At 34.8% G+C, this 18220-nt stretch carries 19 protein-coding genes and 1 pseudogene; 9 read left to right on the top strand and 11 right to left on the bottom strand.

Going from position 1 to position 18220, the window contains the following annotated elements; translation table 11 throughout:
- Positions 1–433 (top strand): transposase (locus tag ACPYKA_RS08990; protein WP_479541972.1); only part of this gene is annotated, 433 nt, incomplete at its 5' end.
- A 194-nt stretch (positions 434–627) separates the two neighbouring features.
- On the opposite strand, the pseudogene ACPYKA_RS08985 reads toward ACPYKA_RS08990, so the two are convergent.
- Positions 628–846 (bottom strand): annotated as a pseudogene (locus tag ACPYKA_RS08985) (hypothetical protein); the annotation flags it as partial.
- A gap of 512 nt (positions 847–1358) precedes the next feature.
- Complete coding sequence (locus tag ACPYKA_RS08980; protein WP_479541971.1) at positions 1359–2555, bottom strand: ROK family transcriptional regulator; 1197 nt, start codon at positions 2553–2555, stop codon at positions 1359–1361.
- Between the two features lie 169 nt (positions 2556–2724).
- Here ACPYKA_RS08980 and xylF point away from each other — a divergent pair, with 169 nt between their 5' ends.
- The 7 genes from xylF (at position 2725) to ACPYKA_RS08945 (ending at position 11070) form a co-directional block, all read left to right on the top strand.
- A complete protein-coding gene (gene xylF / locus ACPYKA_RS08975) occupies positions 2725–3822 on the top strand; it encodes a D-xylose ABC transporter substrate-binding protein (protein ID WP_479541970.1) in 1098 nt (365 codons plus the stop codon).
- Positions 3823–3938: 116 nt separating this feature from the next.
- Complete coding sequence (locus tag ACPYKA_RS08970; protein WP_479541969.1) at positions 3939–5453, top strand: xylose ABC transporter ATP-binding protein; 1515 nt, start codon at positions 3939–3941, stop codon at positions 5451–5453.
- A 4-nt stretch (positions 5454–5457) separates the two neighbouring features.
- Positions 5458–6630 (top strand): sugar ABC transporter permease, encoded by a 1173-nt coding sequence (locus ACPYKA_RS08965; RefSeq protein WP_479541968.1) that lies wholly within the window; start codon positions 5458–5460, stop codon positions 6628–6630.
- Positions 6631–6676: 46 nt separating this feature from the next.
- A complete protein-coding gene (gene xylA, locus ACPYKA_RS08960) occupies positions 6677–8002 on the top strand; it encodes a xylose isomerase (protein WP_479541967.1) in 1326 nt (441 codons plus the stop codon).
- Positions 8003–8034: 32 nt separating this feature from the next.
- The gene (gene xylB, locus ACPYKA_RS08955) at positions 8035–9534 is read left to right on the top strand and encodes a xylulokinase (RefSeq protein WP_479541966.1); all 1500 of its coding nucleotides are present in this window, start codon (positions 8035–8037) and stop codon (positions 9532–9534) included.
- A 116-nt stretch (positions 9535–9650) separates the two neighbouring features.
- A complete protein-coding gene (locus tag ACPYKA_RS08950) occupies positions 9651–10688 on the top strand; it encodes an aldose epimerase family protein (RefSeq protein WP_479541965.1) in 1038 nt (345 codons plus the stop codon).
- 184 nt (positions 10689–10872) lie between these two features.
- A complete protein-coding gene (locus ACPYKA_RS08945; RefSeq protein WP_479541964.1) occupies positions 10873–11070 on the top strand; it encodes a family 1 glycosylhydrolase in 198 nt (65 codons plus the stop codon).
- A gap of 279 nt (positions 11071–11349) precedes the next feature.
- On the opposite strand, the gene ACPYKA_RS08940 is transcribed toward ACPYKA_RS08945, so the two are convergent.
- Positions 11350–11676, bottom strand: a complete 327-nt coding sequence (locus tag ACPYKA_RS08940) for a hypothetical protein (protein ID WP_479541963.1) — start codon at positions 11674–11676, stop codon at positions 11350–11352.
- Between the two features lie 888 nt (positions 11677–12564).
- Between ACPYKA_RS08940 and ACPYKA_RS08935 the strand changes: the two genes are divergently transcribed.
- The gene (locus ACPYKA_RS08935) at positions 12565–12810 is read left to right on the top strand and encodes a hypothetical protein (RefSeq protein WP_479541962.1); all 246 of its coding nucleotides are present in this window, start codon (positions 12565–12567) and stop codon (positions 12808–12810) included.
- A gap of 270 nt (positions 12811–13080) precedes the next feature.
- Here the strand turns inward: ACPYKA_RS08935 and ACPYKA_RS08930 are convergent, their stop codons facing one another.
- The 8 genes from ACPYKA_RS08930 to ACPYKA_RS08895 all read right to left on the bottom strand — a co-directional run.
- Positions 13081–13308, bottom strand: a complete 228-nt coding sequence (locus ACPYKA_RS08930) for a hypothetical protein (RefSeq protein ID WP_479541961.1) — start codon at positions 13306–13308, stop codon at positions 13081–13083.
- Between the two features lie 119 nt (positions 13309–13427).
- Complete coding sequence (locus ACPYKA_RS08925) at positions 13428–13556, bottom strand: hypothetical protein (protein ID WP_479541960.1); 129 nt, start codon at positions 13554–13556, stop codon at positions 13428–13430.
- Positions 13557–13643: 87 nt separating this feature from the next.
- Complete coding sequence (locus tag ACPYKA_RS08920) at positions 13644–15311, bottom strand: amidohydrolase (RefSeq protein ID WP_479541959.1); 1668 nt, start codon at positions 15309–15311, stop codon at positions 13644–13646.
- Between the two features lie 40 nt (positions 15312–15351).
- Positions 15352–15783: a hypothetical protein gene (locus ACPYKA_RS08915; protein WP_479541958.1), complete on the bottom strand. Its 432-nt coding sequence runs from the start codon at positions 15781–15783 to the stop codon at positions 15352–15354.
- On the bottom strand, positions 15780–16583 hold the full coding sequence (locus ACPYKA_RS08910; RefSeq protein ID WP_479541957.1) for a sodium:solute symporter family protein: 804 nt from the start codon (positions 16581–16583) through the stop codon (positions 15780–15782). Before ACPYKA_RS08910 ends, ACPYKA_RS08915 begins: the two co-directional genes overlap by 4 nt.
- Positions 16508–16864 carry a hypothetical protein gene (locus ACPYKA_RS08905; RefSeq protein ID WP_479541956.1) on the bottom strand — a complete coding sequence of 119 codons (357 nt, stop codon included), beginning with the start codon at positions 16862–16864 and terminating at the stop codon, positions 16508–16510. The genes ACPYKA_RS08910 and ACPYKA_RS08905 overlap by 76 nt, the downstream gene beginning before the upstream one ends.
- 18 nt (positions 16865–16882) lie before the next feature.
- Positions 16883–17080, bottom strand: coding sequence for a DUF3311 domain-containing protein (locus ACPYKA_RS08900; protein WP_479541955.1), 198 nt, complete (start codon positions 17078–17080; stop codon positions 16883–16885).
- Between the two features lie 440 nt (positions 17081–17520).
- On the bottom strand, positions 17521–18220 hold a 700-nt coding region (locus ACPYKA_RS08895; RefSeq protein ID WP_479541954.1), incomplete at its 5' end, for a hydantoinase/carbamoylase family amidase.

Here is an 18220-nt window from a genome sequence, read left to right as displayed (position 1 = left end):
CGTGCAATCCGTTCGCCCTGCGGGTGAATTGTTTTTTACTCATTCATTTTTTGTAACGAACTTAGTAGATGCGTTTCATCCCGAGGCTATTGTTCGTTCTTATCAAAAAAGAGGCACGATGGAAAACTATATCAAGGAAGCAAAAAATGGCTTTTATCTTGATAAAATGAGCAGTCATTCTTTTCAAATGAATGAAGTAAAGATGACGTTAAGTCTATTGGCTTATAACCTAACAAATTGGTTACGAACCCTCTGTTTTCCTGATGGAAAACAAAGTATGCAAATTGAGACCATTCGGACAAGAGTTATTAAGGTTGCAAGTAAATTAGTGAAATCAGGAAGATCCTTCTTCTTTAAATTGTCGTCGAGCTTTGTATTCCAAAAATTCTTTTGGGAAGTAATGCAGCGAGTTCAAAAATTTAAACTTGAGTAACCTTAGTATTTATTCATTTTTAAAAGGAACTCAAATCCAAGGGGAAAGTATGCCCAAAATCAGGTGTTTATTATCCCACGGCAGTGTAATTAACTTTTATTTATCGAAATGTACAACTTTTACATGCTTTGAAAACAAAGATACAGATAATTGATATTAATTAGCTCTAGTTCGGAACTATGAATAATTCAGGATAAACTACTTTCTTTACCAGTGGGATGAGATAAAATTTTATTTACCTTGAATACGGCTGCATCATATTCTGTATAATTTATATCATCCTCTTCTAATCCATTGTCTGTTTCGAAAACTGTATCTAGTTCACCAATAATCCTTAATCCATTTTCCCATACTAGTATCATGTCACTATCTTTATAATTTATTAATGTTCCTATTAAAGAGTCATAGCCCATGTACATCCTCTTTTCTTTTGTTTTTAGGAGCACTGGCTTAAAGATTTGGGGAGGTACTTCTTTTTTTACGTTTCAAATCCCTTGTCAAGCAAGGGCTAGAAATTATGAAATTCATTCAATTACTTAAAATATATTTTCACGGAGTTCCGGAACTTAATTTTAGTTTTAGGAAAACCATTGTCAGCACATCGATTAGCCGCAATTTGTGATGTAAATAATGACTCAATACACCTAGAATCAAATGTGTTTAGGTTTATCAATACAAGAGTTGTTAGCTTTTTCTTCACCACCGTGCACTACCTAGTAATCGCTAAAAGGGGCTAATGGCTGTTTTTTCTCCATCTACCATAAAACACACCACCACAGGCACAAACAAAATCAAGGGTGGTGAAGTGTGACTTAATTAGGGATAATCAAATTAGCTCATTCATTGACTCTTGCCAAAAATGTGACAATATATTTTTGCAAGAGTCTTGTACCCTATGATTATACTAAACTTTTTGCAAATACTTTTAACGATTTTGCAAAAAGTTAATACGTGCTCTATCTTTTAAAAAGTTCTCTACAGAAAAAGCAACTACGCCTAATGCTGAAGAATGGGTTGTTAATTCGGAAAAATTGATTTTTAAATCTTTTTGGTGGAAATCCATTGCTTGATTTACTATTCTATTTTTTAATGTTTCACTCAGCCATTGCTGTGCTGAAACCATTCGGTTGCCAATAATAATTTGTTCGGGATTAAAAGTGTTGATCACATTATTAATGCCTATGGCTATATAATCACCAATTTGCTTAAATAACTCTATTGTTTTTTGATCATCTTTTGTTGCTAGCTCTATCAAGCTTTCCAATGATAATTCTGTATTCGTTAAAGGCTTGATTCCTTGAAGCTTCGCATTTTTGATTAATGCTTGTTCAGATGCATATAATTCCCAGCATCCAATATTCCCACAACTACATTTATCTCCGTTGATATTTATAGTCATGTGCCCCATTTCTCCCGAAAAGCCATTATGTCCTCTATATAGTTTACCATTCAGAATAAGACCAACACCTATACCAATTCCAACACTAATATAAATGATGTTGCTAAAGCTTTTTCCAATACCGAATTTCTTTTCTCCGTATGCACCTGAATTGGCCTCATTCTCAATAATAATGGGTAAATTGTATTTCTCTTGCAATATCTTTTTTAAATGAACTTTTTTCCAACCAAGATTAGGTGCTAACAAAATTTTCCCATCTTTATTGACAGTACCGGGAACCCCAACACCTATTCCGATAACACCATAAGGGCTTGGAGGTGCAGAGCTCATCAATAAGTCTATAATTTCAAATAATTTAGTGGTGAGCCCTTCAAAATTTAAATTTTTAAACTTCGCACGTTTTTCATAACAAATGTTACCTTCAAGATCTGTTAATATTCCAAGTAGGTAATTAACACCTAGATCAATCCCGATTGAATACCCAGCTAACTTATTAAACAGCAACATTACTGGCCTTCTCCCACCACTGGATTTTCCAGGTCCTGATTCATAAATTAACTTTTCTTTAAGTAAATCGTTTACCAAAGAAGAAACAGTTCCTTTATTTAAACCGGTTAGATCGGCTATATCTGCTCTTGAAATGGGGAATTGATTCTTAATTGTTTCTAAAATTAATGATTTATTTTCTCGTTTAACTACGTATTGGTTCCATGTCTTTTTCATTATATTTACTCCTTAAATTTCTAACAAAGTATAAAGATAGTGTAGCATGCTAGTGTTATTAACTAAATTATAATATATTTAACTTAGTTTATCCACTAGACAAACTAAGTTTACGTTGTTATAATGTAAGCGTGCACATATCCACTTATCTAACGAAAGGAGAGTTTCAATGAAAAGTTTATTTAAATCCAAAATTTTAATTGTAATGCTATTGTGTTTATCTCTTGTAATGGCTGCTTGTGGTCAAGATGCATCAAAAGGTGGTAATGCGGAGAATAATACAGAAGGTTCATCAGAGGATAGTGAAATAAAAATTGGTCTTTCAGTTGTAGATTTAAAATTAGAAAGATGGCAGCATGATAGAGATATATTTACCGAAAGAGCTGAAGAACTAGGTGCAGAGGTTATAGTTCAATCTGCAGATGGGGATGAAGAAAAACAGCTATCACAAATACAAAATATGCTATCTCAAGGCGTAGATGCAATAGTAATTATTGCAGTAAATTCAGATTCATTAGCTCCAGTTGTGGATCAAGCTAAAAACGAAGGGGTTAAAGTAATTGCTTATGACAGAATGATCAACAATGCTGAAGTTGACGCTTTTGTTTCTTTTGATAATGAACGCGTTGGTGAGATGCAGGCCGAATATTTAGTTGAAGAGATACCTGAAGGGAAGTACTTTTTATTAGGTGGATCAAAAGTAGATAATAACGCTCATATTGTTAGAGATGGACAAATGAATATATTAGATCCACTAATTGAAAATGGTGATATTGAGATTGTAGGAGATCAATGGGCTGACAAATGGTCATCTGAAGAAGCATTAAATATTGTAGAAAATGCATTAACAGCTAATAATAATGATATTGATGCAATCGTAGCATCGAACGATAGTACTGCAAGTGGAGCTGTGCAGGCTCTTGCTTCACAGAATCTTGATGGAGAGGTAGCTGTATCTGGTCAAGACGCTGATCTGTCCGCTGTAAAGCGAATTGCTGAAGGGACACAATCTATGACAGTTTATAAGCCAATTGAAAAGATTGCTACAAAGAGTGCTGAAGTAGCAGTTGAACTTGTGAAAGAAGATACGGTTGATGCAGAAGAGACAATGAATAATGGTGCGGTAGATGTTCCATATGTTCAACTTGAGCCTATACAAGTAACGAAAGACAATTTAGTAGACACTGTTATTGCCGACGGTTTTCATTCATTTGATGAAGTGTATGAAAATGTTCCAGAAGATGAACGTCCTGATAATCCTCAATAGATTTTTACAGAGCAACAATGCGAGAAGATTGTAAAATTAACCTAATTATGACTAGTTTTCAAAATGGGGGAGCTTACTCCCCTATTCATATTTTCATATAGGGGGGTAGACAGTAGATGAGTAATTATGCATTGCAAATGGAAGCTATTACTAAGGAATTCCCGGGAGTAAAGGCATTAGATGACGTTAACCTTTCCGTTAAAAAAGGCGAAATACATGCGCTATGTGGGGAAAATGGTGCTGGAAAATCTACACTTATGAAAATTTTAAGTGGAGTTTATCCGTATGGAACGTATGATGGAAAAATAATTGTTAATGATAAAGAAGTTCAATTTAGTGATATAAAAGAATCACAGGATACAGGAATTGCCATTATTTATCAAGAATTAGCTTTAGTACCGGAAATGACGATAGCTGAAAATATTTTTCTCAGTAGTGACTTAATGAGAAAAACGACTATAAATTGGAATCATCTGTATGCGGAGGCTCAGAAATGGCTTGCAGAAATAGGTCTTGAAGTTGACCCTCAAACAAAGCTTGGCGAATTAACTGTCGGAAAGCAACAACTCGTAGAAATTGTTAAGGCACTTACCAGAAATGCAGAAATTTTAATATTGGATGAACCTACTTCAGCCTTAACTGAGAGTGATGCAGCTATATTGCTGCAAATTTTAAGAGAGTTAAAAGCAAAAGGAGTTACTTGCATATATATATCCCACAAACTCGATGAAGTAATGGAAATATCAGATGCAGTAACCGTTTTGAGAGATGGACAAACGATTAGTACGGATCCTATCAATCAACTATCTGAAGACATTATTATATCAAAAATGGTTGGACGAGAGTTAACAGAACTTTTTCCTTATGAAAAGCGAGAAGTAGGAGACGATATTTTAACCATAAATAATTATTCTTTTTCTCATAATGTAACAAATGAAAAGCTTGTAAAAGATGTGTCTTTTAACCTGAGAAAAGGAGAAATCTTAGGTTTTTCCGGATTAATGGGGGCAGGAAGAACCGAATTATTTATCAGTCTTTTTGGAGGGTATCCAGGTCAAAAAAGTGGTGAAATCGTTGTAGACGGAAAGACTGTAAGAATTAATGATACTGCTGAGGCAATTCATCATGGTTTAGCTTATGTTTCTGAGGATAGAAAAAGATATGGATTAATACCAGATATGGAAATAATCAAGAATACAACACTTGCTTCTCTTAACAAGATAAAAAGAAATCATTTATTAGATCCTTTTATTGAATTGGAGAAAGTTGAAGAATTGGCACGTAAAGTCAATTTAAAAGCGCACAGCCTAGAGGCAAATGTCATGCAATTAAGTGGTGGTAACCAACAAAAGGTTGTATTGAGCAAATGGCTTTTAACCAATCCAAAAGTTTTAATTTTAGATGAGCCTACTCGAGGAATAGATGTTGGCGCAAAAAGTGAAATTTACAAAATAATAATAGAGCTTGCACAGCAAGGAGTGGGAATTATCATGATTTCATCTGAGTTACCTGAGGTACTTGGTATGTCTGATAGGATAATCGTTATGTCCGACGGTACAATTACAGGGGAGTTGTCAAGGGAAGAAGCTACACAAGAAAAAATACTTAAATTGGCTACGATGAGGGGGTAATCACATGAGTAAAGAACCTGCTGAAAAAGAGATAAAAAAATCAAGATTTACTTTTAAATTTAATCTCCAATCTTATGCATTAATACTTGCCTTAGTCTTAATTGCCGTCCTATTTGGGGTATTAACACAAGGTGAGTTTTTATCTTCTCGTAACTTATCAAATTTATTTACACAAATGACTGTTATTTCAGTCTTGGCCATTGGAATGACCTTTGTCATCGTTGCTGCACATATTGACCTTTCTGTTGGATCCCTAGCTGGGTTAACAGGTGGAATAGCAGCTATTTTGCATGTCTGGTTTGATTTGAATACTGGTATAGTAGTTTTAGTCGCTGTTCTTGTAGGAGCATTACTCGGTCTTTGGCAAGGATGGTGGGTAGCTTATAGGGCCGTCCCAGCTTTTATTGTAACATTAGGTGGAATGTTGATATTTAGAGGAATTTTAATTGGGATTAGTAAAGGACAAACTATTTCACCATTAGATGAAAGCTTTAAAATGATTGCTAACAGTTATTTACCATATGCTTTCGGTTATGCTTTAGCGTTTGTTGGAATTGCGCTATTATTCTTTTTCACGTGGAGAAACAGAAATAAAAGACGTCAAATGGGTCTAAAGCTAGCTTCACCCATCGTTGATTATGGGAAATTAGTAATCTATACAACTGGTATACTTGTCATAACCTATATGCTTAACCGTTATTACGGTATTCCTGTTCCATTATTGATTGTGATTACTTTGGCAGGAATATTTATATTTATTTCTACCAAGACCTCATTTGGAAGAAGTATATACGCCATTGGAGGAAATGCGGAGGCTGCCGCATTATCAGGAATAAATATTAAGCGAAAAACACTATCCGTATTTGTGATTATGGGAGCTCTTGCAGGACTTGCCGGTGTTATTCTGACAAGTAGATTAAACTCTGCAACAACAAGTGCAGGAGATATGTACGAACTAGATGCTATCGCCGCCTGTGTAATTGGTGGAACTAGTTTAGCAGGTGGAAGAGGAAATATCGTAGGTTCTATTATTGGCGCATTAATTATGGCAAGTATTGACAATGGAATGAGTATGATGAATATTGATACCTTTTGGCAACATATAGTAAAAGGACTCATTTTAATTCTTGCTGTATGGCTTGATATCGCAAGTAAGAAAAAAACTTCAGTAGCTTAATATAATCTATTGATAGATTTTTAATACAATGCAGGAGGTATAACGAATGACATATTTCAAAAACATTAACCAAATCAATTATGAAGGACCAAAATCAACCAATCCATACGCATTTAAATTCTACAATCCCCAGGAAAAAGTCGGTGGCAAAACAATGGAAGAAATTTTACGTTTTGGTGTAGCTTATTGGCACACCTTTACGGAAGACTTATCCGATCCATTTGGTACAGGAACTGCTATTCGTCCATGGGATAAATACAAAGGGATGGATTTGGCTAAAGCTAGAGTAGAAGCTGCTTTTGAATTCTTCGAAAAGCTAAATGTACCGTATTTCTGCTTCCATGATGTTGATATTGCACCTGAAGGAAGTAGTTTAAGAGAATCGAATAAAAATTTAGATACGATTGTGGCTATGATTAAAGATTATATGAAAGATAGTAAAACCAAACTGCTTTGGAATACAGTGAATAACTTTACTCATCCACGTTTCGTGCATGGTGCAGCCTCCAGTAATAATGCCGATGTATTTGCTTATGCAGCGGCAAAAGTGAAAAAAGGCTTAGAAATTGGAAAAGAATTGGATGCTGAAAACTATGTATTTTGGGGTGGACGGGAAGGGTATGAAACACTCCTTAATACAGATATGAAACTGGAACTAGATAACTTGGGACGTTTTTTCCACATGGCGATAGATTATGCTAATGAAATTGGGTTTGACGCACAGTTCTTAATTGAACCGAAGCCAAAAGAGCCTACAACCCATCAATATGACTTTGATGTAGCCAGTGGTTATGCTTTCTTGCAACGTTATAATTTAGAAGAACACTTCAAGTTTAATATTGAAGCTAACCACGCCACTTTAGCAGGACATACCTTTGAACATGAATTACATTATGCGAGAATTAATAATGTATTAGGTTCTGTGGACGCGAATCAAGGTCATCCATTGTTGGGATGGGATACCGATGAATTTCCATCTGATTTATATTCTACGACATTGGCTATGTACGAAATTCTTAAAAATGGCGGATTAGGTCGTGGTGGTTTGAACTTTGATGCAAAGGTGCGTCGTGGGTCTTTTGAGCCAGAAGACTTATTTCGGGCACATATCGTTGGAATGGATAGCTTTGCCGTTGGATTAAAAGTAGCTCAAAAATTACTGGATGATAAAGTCCTTGAACATATGATAGAAGACCGTTATAGCAGCTTTACAGAAGGAATTGGAAAGGATATTGTGGAAGGAAAAACAGACTTTCATAAACTTGAAAAACATGCTCTTAACTTATCCGAAATTAAAAATAAATCAGGTCGTTTAGAAGAGATAAAAGCAACCATTAATCAGTATTTGTTAACAACTTATGCTGGGGAATAAGCGCTTAACAAATTAAAAAATGGGGTGTTGCTATGAAGTATGTTATGGGGATTGACATAGGAACAAGTGCAGTGAAAATCCTGCTTGTTAATCGAGGCGGAGATGTCGTCCAGGAAGTTTCTAAACCTCTCCCATTAATTCAAGATAAGGCAGGTTACAGTGAGCAAGATCCAAAAGATTGGGTCGATCAGACAGTTTCGGGATTGTCTGATCTTATGAGGGACTTTGACGGTGATCCAGAAGCTATTGAAGGAATTAGCTTTTCGGGTCAAATGCATGGTCTCGTTCTTCTTGATGAAAACAATGACGTTTTACGCCATGCTATCCTTTGGAACGATACTCGTACTACGGAAGAATGTGAGGATATTTATAAAACAGTTGGAAAAGACCGTTTACTAGAGATTACGAAAAATCCAGCATTAGAGGGTTTTACTCTACCGAAAATATTATGGGTGAAAAAACATGAACCCGAGTTATTTTCTAAAGTTAACAAATTTCTTTTACCAAAAGATTATGTAAGATATAAATTGACAGGTAAACTTCAAATGGAATATTCAGATGCTGCCGGTACACTCTTACTGGATGTGCCAAATAAAAAATGGAGTAAGGAAATATGTGATTTGCTAGATCTTGATATAGCTATCTGTCCTCCATTAGTAGCTTCTCATGATGAGATTGGTCAAATTGATGAAAAATATGCTGTGCATACAGGGCTTGCTAAATCAACTCGTATTTTTGCAGGCGGGGCAGATAATGCTTGCGGAGCTATAGGTTCAGGTATTTTAGAAGATGGGAAAACGCTTTGTAGCATTGGAACCTCTGGTGTTGTTTTATCCTACGAAAGCAATGAGGATAAAGATTTTAAAGGAAAAGTCCATTACTTTAACCATGGTGCACCTGATGTCTTTTATACAATGGGGGTAACCTTAGCAGCAGGATATAGTTTAACATGGTTTAAGGAAACATTTGCACTAGATGAATCTTTCGATGATTTATTGTCAGATATCAAATCTGTTCCAGCAGGTTCAAATGGGCTTCTTTTTACCCCTTATTTAGTAGGGGAGAGAACTCCGCATGCGGATTCTTCGATAAGAGGAAGTTTCATTGGAATGGATAGTTCCCATGAACGTAAACATTTTGTACGAGCGGTGCTTGAAGGAATTACATTTTCTTTAAATGAATCAATTCAAATTTTCCGAGAAAATGATAAGACAATTGATACCATTATTTCCATCGGTGGCGGTGCTAAAAACGAAGAATGGCTTCAAATGCAAGCAGATATTTTTAATGCCAAGATTATTAGACTTTCAAGTGAACAAGGACCTGGAATGGGAGCAGCGATGCTAGCAGCTTATGGATGCGGTTGGTTTGACTCTTTGCAAGCATGTGCAGATGAATTTTTAACTGTTGAAAGGGAATTTATTCCCAACAAAGAAAATGTAGAGGAATACAAACAGTTATTTCCCATTTATCAAGATATCTATGAAAATACCAAAAGTATAAACAATCAACTACTACCTTTTCGTGACTAAATAACCGAATAAAGGTCATCTGGAGAGTATTTATACAATACTCCGGGTGACCTTTTTATTTGAATGTTTAATAAGATAAAAAATGCGATGATGGTAGGATAATTTTGGAGGTTGTTATGAAAGTAGAATCAAAAAGACTTTTAAATGGTTGGAAAGAGTACAGCCTCTATAACAATAATGGAATGTCTGTAACTGTATTAAATTATGGTGGAGTTATTACTAGAATCATGGTACCTGATAAACATGGAAAAATTGAAAATGTCGTATTAGGTTATGAAGATTTTCGTGATTATGAAAACGATTCTAATTTCTTTGGTGCGATCATTGGTCGAGTAGCAGGTCGAGTGAAGGGCGCTAGTTTTGAACTGGAAGGAAAGAAGTATTATCTTGAAACAAACGAAGGGAAGCATCATTTACATGGTGGAACAAAAGGCTTTCATAACAAGTTGTGGGAAACGAAATCTTTTCAAACGGAGACAGAGGTGGGATTAACATTAAGTTGTATGAGTCCACATGATGAGGCAGGCTATCCGGGCAATATAAAAGTATCTGTGACTTATACATTAAAGGCGGATAACGACTTTTTGATAGAGTATGAAGCATATAGTGATCAAACTACGGTTCTTACCTTAACAAATCATACCTATTTTAATTTAAGCGGTAATTTAAAACAATCCACCCATCAACATGAAGTCACAATGGATAGCAAGCATTTTGCGGAATTGGATAATGAGTTAATCCCAACTGGCAATAAATTAGATGTAGCCGGTACCCCTTTTGATTTTCGTAAAGGTTGCAAATTGGCTATGGGCATCGAGCAAGGAAACTGGCAAAATACTATAGTTGGCCACGGGTATGATCATTATTTTATATTTAATCCAAAAAAGGAAAAAAAAGTTTCTGTAGTTGAGAAATCCAGTGGCCGACTTTTAAAAATAGAAACAGATCAACCTGGGATGGTAATGTATACTTCTAATAATTTACCGGAAGGATTAAAGTTATTGGAAGGCGAGTCAAAAAAATATTTAGGTGTATGTTTTGAAACCCAAGCATCACCTGCCTCCCTCCATCATGAAGGTTTTCCTTCTGTTTTATTAGAGGCAGATAAGAAATATTCTAAAAAAACATTGTTTCATTTTGAGACTGTGAGCTAATAAATTTGTATAAGGAATTGGGTAAAGCCCAATAAGTGTAAAAAATCAGGTAGTTCATCTATCATTGATCATATTCATTTTTTTCCGCTCTCATGTAAATTAAGGTATTCCGTGGTTGTACAAGACGGTTACAAATCAAGATCTGGATCGAACGAATTAGGATTGGAATATTGATCCTCATGATTTGCGTCTTGGTCTTAGAAGAATTACTAATCGTATTTTAATTAGTGAGAACGGTCTTGGAGAATATGATAAGGTAGAAAAAGATGGCTCTATAAATGATGATTATCGAATAAAATATGTCCAGTCTCATTTAAAGGCAATTCAGGAGGTAATAACTGAGGGATTAAAAGTTGTATATAGTCATTCATCGATCTATTAAGTTGGTTAAAGAGGATGGACATGATCTTCGTATTAATAAGAAAAGTTTTTTGGTATAAGGGTGTTATTGAAAGCAACGGAGAAACCTAGCATAAAACTGAACCCAATTATTTGAAAATCGTAGCATTGTTGATGTTACGATTTTTTGTTTTTATCTAATAATATACGTTAATTCCAATAAAATTTTTCCTAAAGGAACTGGTAGGCCTAAAGAGACCTCGAAAGACATCTAAGCCTACCAAGGTTTTAGCACAAATTTAGCTTCTCAATTGAAATTGAATTACATACGATCTCTGCGTAAAGGGGGTATTAAAATTTTACAGTTCAGTAAATTGTGTCCTTCACTTTGGACATCGACAACTTCTATATCCTGGAGAAAATAAGGGATTTGTGGTTTTGCTAACTCTCTTAAAGGGTTTATTCTATCTTCTGCACTGGTATTGGAGGAAAATTTAGAACATCCCAAAAATGACAATTTAACATTAAAGTATGTATCCTCAAATACAAGTGCTATTTCGTCACAAAAGAAACTTGAATCAAATGTTAATACTTTAGCATCCCAATAATGCATTGCTTCAATTTCTTTTAACATTTTTTTAGCTTTCAATTGTGTCACCTCACTTTTATACGGGATATGAATTGGTAGGTTAAGCAACATTTGGTTTTGAAGAAGCTTTACGGTAAGAGACAAAATGCTGTATTCAATCATATTTATATCGCTATGATTACATATTGCTTAAACAAGAACTACCTTACTAAAATGTTGGATTTGATTATCAATTGCTGGTCAAACAAACTAACATCCTCTATATCCAAGTTATTCAAAAAATCCGATCAAACGTCCAGAGAACGGCGAAGTCTTCAGCATCAACGTATCAAGAAACTTTAACACAATATGAATCAGGAGATGTTAACCATTTGGATGATCTAACCTACGATCCTTTTTTAAAATGATTTACAAAAAGTGAATAAAGGACTACCTTTATATCCACGTTGACATTTTTATTAAGATACAACGAATAATTAAAATCTAAATCATCAGTCAAATTGAGGGTTTTAAAATTAAATGCTTAACTATTTTTAATTTTTTATGCAACGCTAGTGATCTATAGTACATGAAGGATTATTTTTTGTTTTTCACATATAATGAGTACAATTTAAAACTCATTTAAAAACCTAACTAAAATCATCTCCCTCATCAGATACTTCTACACTTACTAATGCGATGATACGATACAGAGCGTATATGAAAAGTGGGGTTCATGTTAAGAATTATCATGAAAAAGGTCGAACTTATATGATATAATAGTAAATAGATGTCATTATTAAAAACTCCATTGATAAAATAGACAGCAATCACATCGCCTCTGTTCACTTAGCAATCACATTACTAAGCATTTTTAGTTGTCATTAACCTCTACCGCTTTTTAGTCATTTCATCGTATGTCAACCAAGTATAATTATATCCCTAAATATAATACGAGGAGGAAAGTAAATGAGTAAGGAGACTACAAATGAAGCAATTTTTCAAGCTGTCATGGAACTGTCGCAACAATTAAAGGAGCAATCGCAAAAATTAGATGAACATTCTCAACAAATAAAAGGAGTGTCACAGCAATTAACTGACACAGAAAAAAGATTGAATGAAAAAATCGATATAGTTGATGCAAAAGTTACAGTTCTATCGGAGAGTTTACTCAAAACACAGGCAGAAGTAAAAATGTTAAAAAGTGCAAAGTAGAAATTTTGTTAAACTCTTTCGATGTGTATCAGTTGATGCTAAAAAGTTGCGTCCAACACTAGGCATAGAAAAGGTTGTTGAACGTGAAAACATTTTACTCATACTTATTTTTCCATAAATCTTCTTAAATCATGAATCCTATAAAGGAAACACGAGAACCGTCAAGGGTACCACAACCTGTTGGCTGTCAGTTACCAAGCGTTTTGATACTTACTTCAGTTGGGTTTCATCGACCAGAAAATAATGGCTTGCCGGGCACGTATTGATGAATCAAAACCACCAGTGAGAACTGGTGGTTTGTTTTGCGGCTGAAAGCCCATGATAGAGAACGACATGTGATTTATTGTTAAGTTCATAGATTCCTTCTCCTAAATCTTTCACTACATCATAAATACCAAGCCCAATTCCTTTATACGTATTGATATCTTCAAACGTTCTGACATTACTAGTGTCCACATAGTGTAATTGATCTGACTTTCCAAGCACCTTTTCTTTCACTTGTTTATACGCCGGCATTTCAAAGGCGGACAAAGGGGTAAAATTTGGAATGGTACTACTATTCCCAAAAGAAATAGCCATTTCATTCATATAGTTTTGTAGTAAGTTGAGATCCTTATCTACACCTTCTGTCGGTAATCGAGCTCATGCAACTCTTCTATCACTTTTGTAGAATGTTCTCTGCCTTTATTTGCATAATGGCTAACCAAAGTTTCTACTTTTGCATTAATATTTAGTTGTATATGCATAATATTCACCCCAAAATATTATGCATTATTTGATCAAAACTGTACATTTTTATTTAATTTTATTCATACTCTGACTCCTATAATCATCTAATACTTCTTAACGGTTTCACTCTTTGTAGATACAGGGATATGATTACCTTTTCGATAAAGTATTTCTCCATTTATCATCGTTAATTCTACTTGTAATTCTTTTATTTCCTTTTTTTCAACATTTAATATACTATTATCTAATACAACCAAATCAGCCAATTTCCCTTCTTCTAGACTACCTTTAATATCTTCCTCAAAACTGGCATAAGCACCATTTTTTGTATAACATTCAAGCGCTTCCAAAACCTCTATCCGTTGTCCATCACCGATAATACTTCCTGTTTTTGATTTGCGGTTAACTGCAGCGTGTATTCCCAACAGCGGATTAAGACTTACTACTGGGGCATCTGAACCGAAGGCTGCCGGGATTGAAGAATCAATATAATCTCTTGCGGGGTACATCCAGTCAACCCTCTCTCCATAAAAATTAATATAGGCATCCCCATTTTCATAGGTAAATACCGGATTAGGAATGATTACAACGTTCAATTCTTTCATTCTTTTTTGTAAATCAACAGCAGCAATTCCTGCATGTTCTATTCTATGACGATGATCTTTTCTAGGCAGTTCATTCAAAGCTGATTCAATACAATTTAAAACCATCTCTATTGCCCTATCCCCTTGAGCATGAGCTGTAATTTGATAGCCCTTTTTATGAGCATCGACAAGAATTTCATTTAGCTCATCTTGACTATAATAGAGTATCCCATAATCTTCTGGATCACTTGTATACGGTGCACGTGTCGCTAAAGTCGGCCCTGTACTACTTCCATCAGAGAATAGCTTCGCAGGACCAATTTTGAATTTTTCATCCCCCGAACCTGTTTTTATATTATTGCTTATCATATCATCGATGAATTTCTTTGAATCTGTTAAGGAACCTATCATGGCGTATATTCGTATTTTAATATCACCATTATTAACACCTTCTTGCATGATTCTTAATATTCTAGCACCATCCCCATAGCCTCCAGCATCATGTATGCTAGTAATTCCATGTTTAATAAACTCTTTAGAGGCTTTTTTAAGTGCCTCCTTTAATTCTAAATCAGTACGACTTGCTATTTCAGTTAATTGCATATGGGCATTTTCTATCAATTTTCCGGTTAAAAACCCTTCACTATCTTTTTCAATTATACCACCCTTTGGGTTTTTTGAAGATTCATTAATATTAGCAAGTTCAAGTGCTTTACTATTTACGATTGATAAGTGATTACAAACACGTACAATCATAATAGGGTGATCCATAGAAACTTTGTCTAATTCTTCTTTTGTAGGGCAGCGTTTTTCGGCTACATTGTTCTCATTGAATCCCCAGGCTCTAATCCACTTTCCATTTACAGTGTTCTTAGCCGCTTCCTTTAGCTCCGTATATAACTCGTCAAGCGACTGATAACGATTACAATCAATGTCTAAAAGATTTGTACCAAAGATACTTAAATGTATATGAGCGTCTATAAAGCCAGGAAGTACTGATTTACCTTTCACGTCAATTACTTGAGTCTGCTCCCCTATAAGTTTCTTTATCTGACTAGAAGAACCCACTTGGTATATTTTATTGTCTTTTATAGCAATTGCTTCGGTAACTGATTGATTATTATCTATTGTGATTACTTCCCCATTAAGAAATACGACGTCTGCACTTTCTTGCTGATTAAAAACCATTCTTTAGTCCCTCATTTCGTAAATTTGTAGGTGTTTTTATTTAGTTAACCCTGGACAAGTCTTCAATCTTTTCTTCCGTAACCTCATCTTCGTTGGACTTAAATTGGGATAAGGCATTTTCGAAACGAACCACAGTTTTTTGATCTCGAGGTTTTGTAGCCAAACTAATCACAATGAAGAGGACTGCGTTAATTAATAACCCCCACATGGCAGGATTTAAGCCTAGTGGACTAACTAAAAAAGGTACAAATGTAAATAAAACAGTAAATAGTATTCCCGCTATCAGTCCTGTTATAGCACCCATTTCGTTAGACCTTTTCCAGAACAATGCTCCTATAGTTGGTACTATCAGCTGAGCTGTTCCCCCAAACGCTATTAAACCAACAGTAATTAATAAACCCGGTGCGAAAAGCGCTAAAAAATACGCTAGAATTGAAAAAGCAAGTAAAAAGTATCTTCCAATTTGAATCAACTTACTTTGCGATGCACCGGGATTTTATAACGCTGGTAAAAGTCTTTTGTCATTACTGCCGATACTGCATGAATTTGACTATTCGCTGTAGACATTGCAGCTGCAGCCCCACCCGCTAAAACAATTGCCCCAATAACAAAAGGAGCGTATTCCATTATTAATATCGGTAATATTTGATCAGGATTTTCTACACCTGGTTTAATTAATACACCAGTCCAACTAACCAAGACCGAACCAATATATGCTATGGCTATTAATGATATTAGAAAAGGCATTAAGTTGAAAATTTTACCGTTTTTAACAGAATACATTCTAAGCCATAATTGAGGCCCCATTAAAGCTCCAATCGCAGTGATAAAACAAAGTGATATCCAGGTAGCATACCCTGAATTACCCAAAGGTCCAGGAAGGGTCATATGTTCAGGATGCAAATTACTCATCTGAGAAAACATTTCAACCGGTCCACCAACTAACCTGGCAATATAAAATCCAGAAAAAAGTAACCCAAAAAGCAAAATAACACCGTAAATAATATCAGTCCATGCTACGGCACGCATTCCCCCAACCCAAACATAAATTATAATTACTAAATAAAATATTAACGCAGCAAGCCAAAAAGGGATAACACCTCCTGAAGTTACTTCTATTAAATATGCTCCACCAGTTAATTGTATTTGCAAGTAAGGGACTATAAAAACTATGGCAACTATACCTACTATTATTCTTAATTTTTCACTATTATAAAAATCCCCAAAAAAATCGGAAGGAGTAACATAATTAAACTTTTTCCCAAATACCATATTCTTTTACCTACCACAAAATATAAATAACCAAATAATATATTCCAAGCAAATGCGGTTAAATAGACTGGCCCTTCACTATAAAATGAGGCATTAGAACCTAAAAAAGCAAATGCGCTCCACCATGTAGCAGCAACAGTAAAGAATACCGCAATAGAGCCCATTCCCCTACCTTGGATAAAATAGTCATCACTTGAACCTTTTGCTTTTCCAGCGGCATAAAACCCAACCAATAACGGGACAACCATAAAAATGATAATAATTAATACTCCAATGGTCATTTTTTGTCACATCCTTTTTTATTTTTTACCCCAGTTCAGCTTGAAGGCTATCAAAAGTACAACAGTGCAAAATGCCCACCAAAGTAATACCCAAAAAAGTAAAAATGGCATACCTAATACCATAGGGTTAACTTTATTAGCCCATAAAATTACCGGACTTTCCATCATGACTAGCCCTAAAATAACTAAACCTATAAGTACGACCCTTGTATTCATGATTTCACCCCTTTCTGGTTATTAACTACAATTGAAACTATGAAATTGAGAAAAACTCTTATAAATATAATGTTCTTTTCATTTTATTGCTTGAATAAATTTTATAATCGAACTATTTTTAATACATTGGACATAATGTTACACTTTTCTATTTCATCATTTACATTTTGGAAAGCGTAAAGTTCTGAAAGAATAAAATGTCTTTGCTAGTTAGATATCTGTTAGTCTATTTTAATACTAAGGTCTTGACTATATAATTTACAATACTCCTATTTTTGTGTTTAATTCAAAACTGAAATAAACGGCTTTAACCATCTGAAGTAGGCAATTTTTCCTATGTAAAAGAGCACCTAGCTTTAGATGCCCTTTTAAATGAATAATAAATAACTTTACCATATGCAAAGAAAAACAGGTGCTATTTTATTATAATTGTGTTTTTTCTAAGAAGATTTACTCTCCAATAAATTCAATACAGTATTCAGCATGACATTAATCCCTTTCACACAATCATCTATGTCGGTCATTTCGTTTTCCATATGGCTTTTTCCATTTATACTCGGAACGAAAATCATTGTTGAAGGGATGTAACTAGCAATAAACTGCGCATCATGACCGGCTCCACTAACTACTCTTTTATTCGAATAATTCAGTGCATTGGCTGCTTGCTCTACTGTATCACGGAGATAGGGAGCAAACCATACTGTATCTCTATCCCATAACTTTTTGATTTCGATAGTTGCTATATCCCGTGAAGGAGACTTAGCCAAATTTTCAATAATTGCTTCAACCTGTTTCATTACCCCGGGATCCTTATGTCTTGCTTCAATTGTAAATACTACTTTATTTGGTATGACGGTATGAATATTTGGTGATACATCCATTCGCCCCATCGTGAATACTAATTGATCGTCTAACCTACCAAATTGCTCTCTTGCTGAAGAGATTAGGTCATTTGCTACGAAAAGTGCGTCTCTTCTCATATTCATTGGAGTCGTTCCGGCATGATTAGACTCGCCGTTTATTTCTACTTCATAACAAACCATGCCAACGACACATTCAACGACACCTATAGAAATAGAATGATGATCTAGAACAGGGCCTTGTTCAATATGTAGTTCCAAAAATGCAGTGGCATCATTT

Origin of the sequence: Pseudogracilibacillus amylolyticus (SeqCode) (genome assembly GCF_051918545.1) — a bacterium.
GTDB lineage: Bacteria > Bacillota > Bacilli > Bacillales > Amphibacillaceae > Pseudogracilibacillus.
This window is presented reverse-complemented; position numbering and strand designations above follow the sequence as displayed.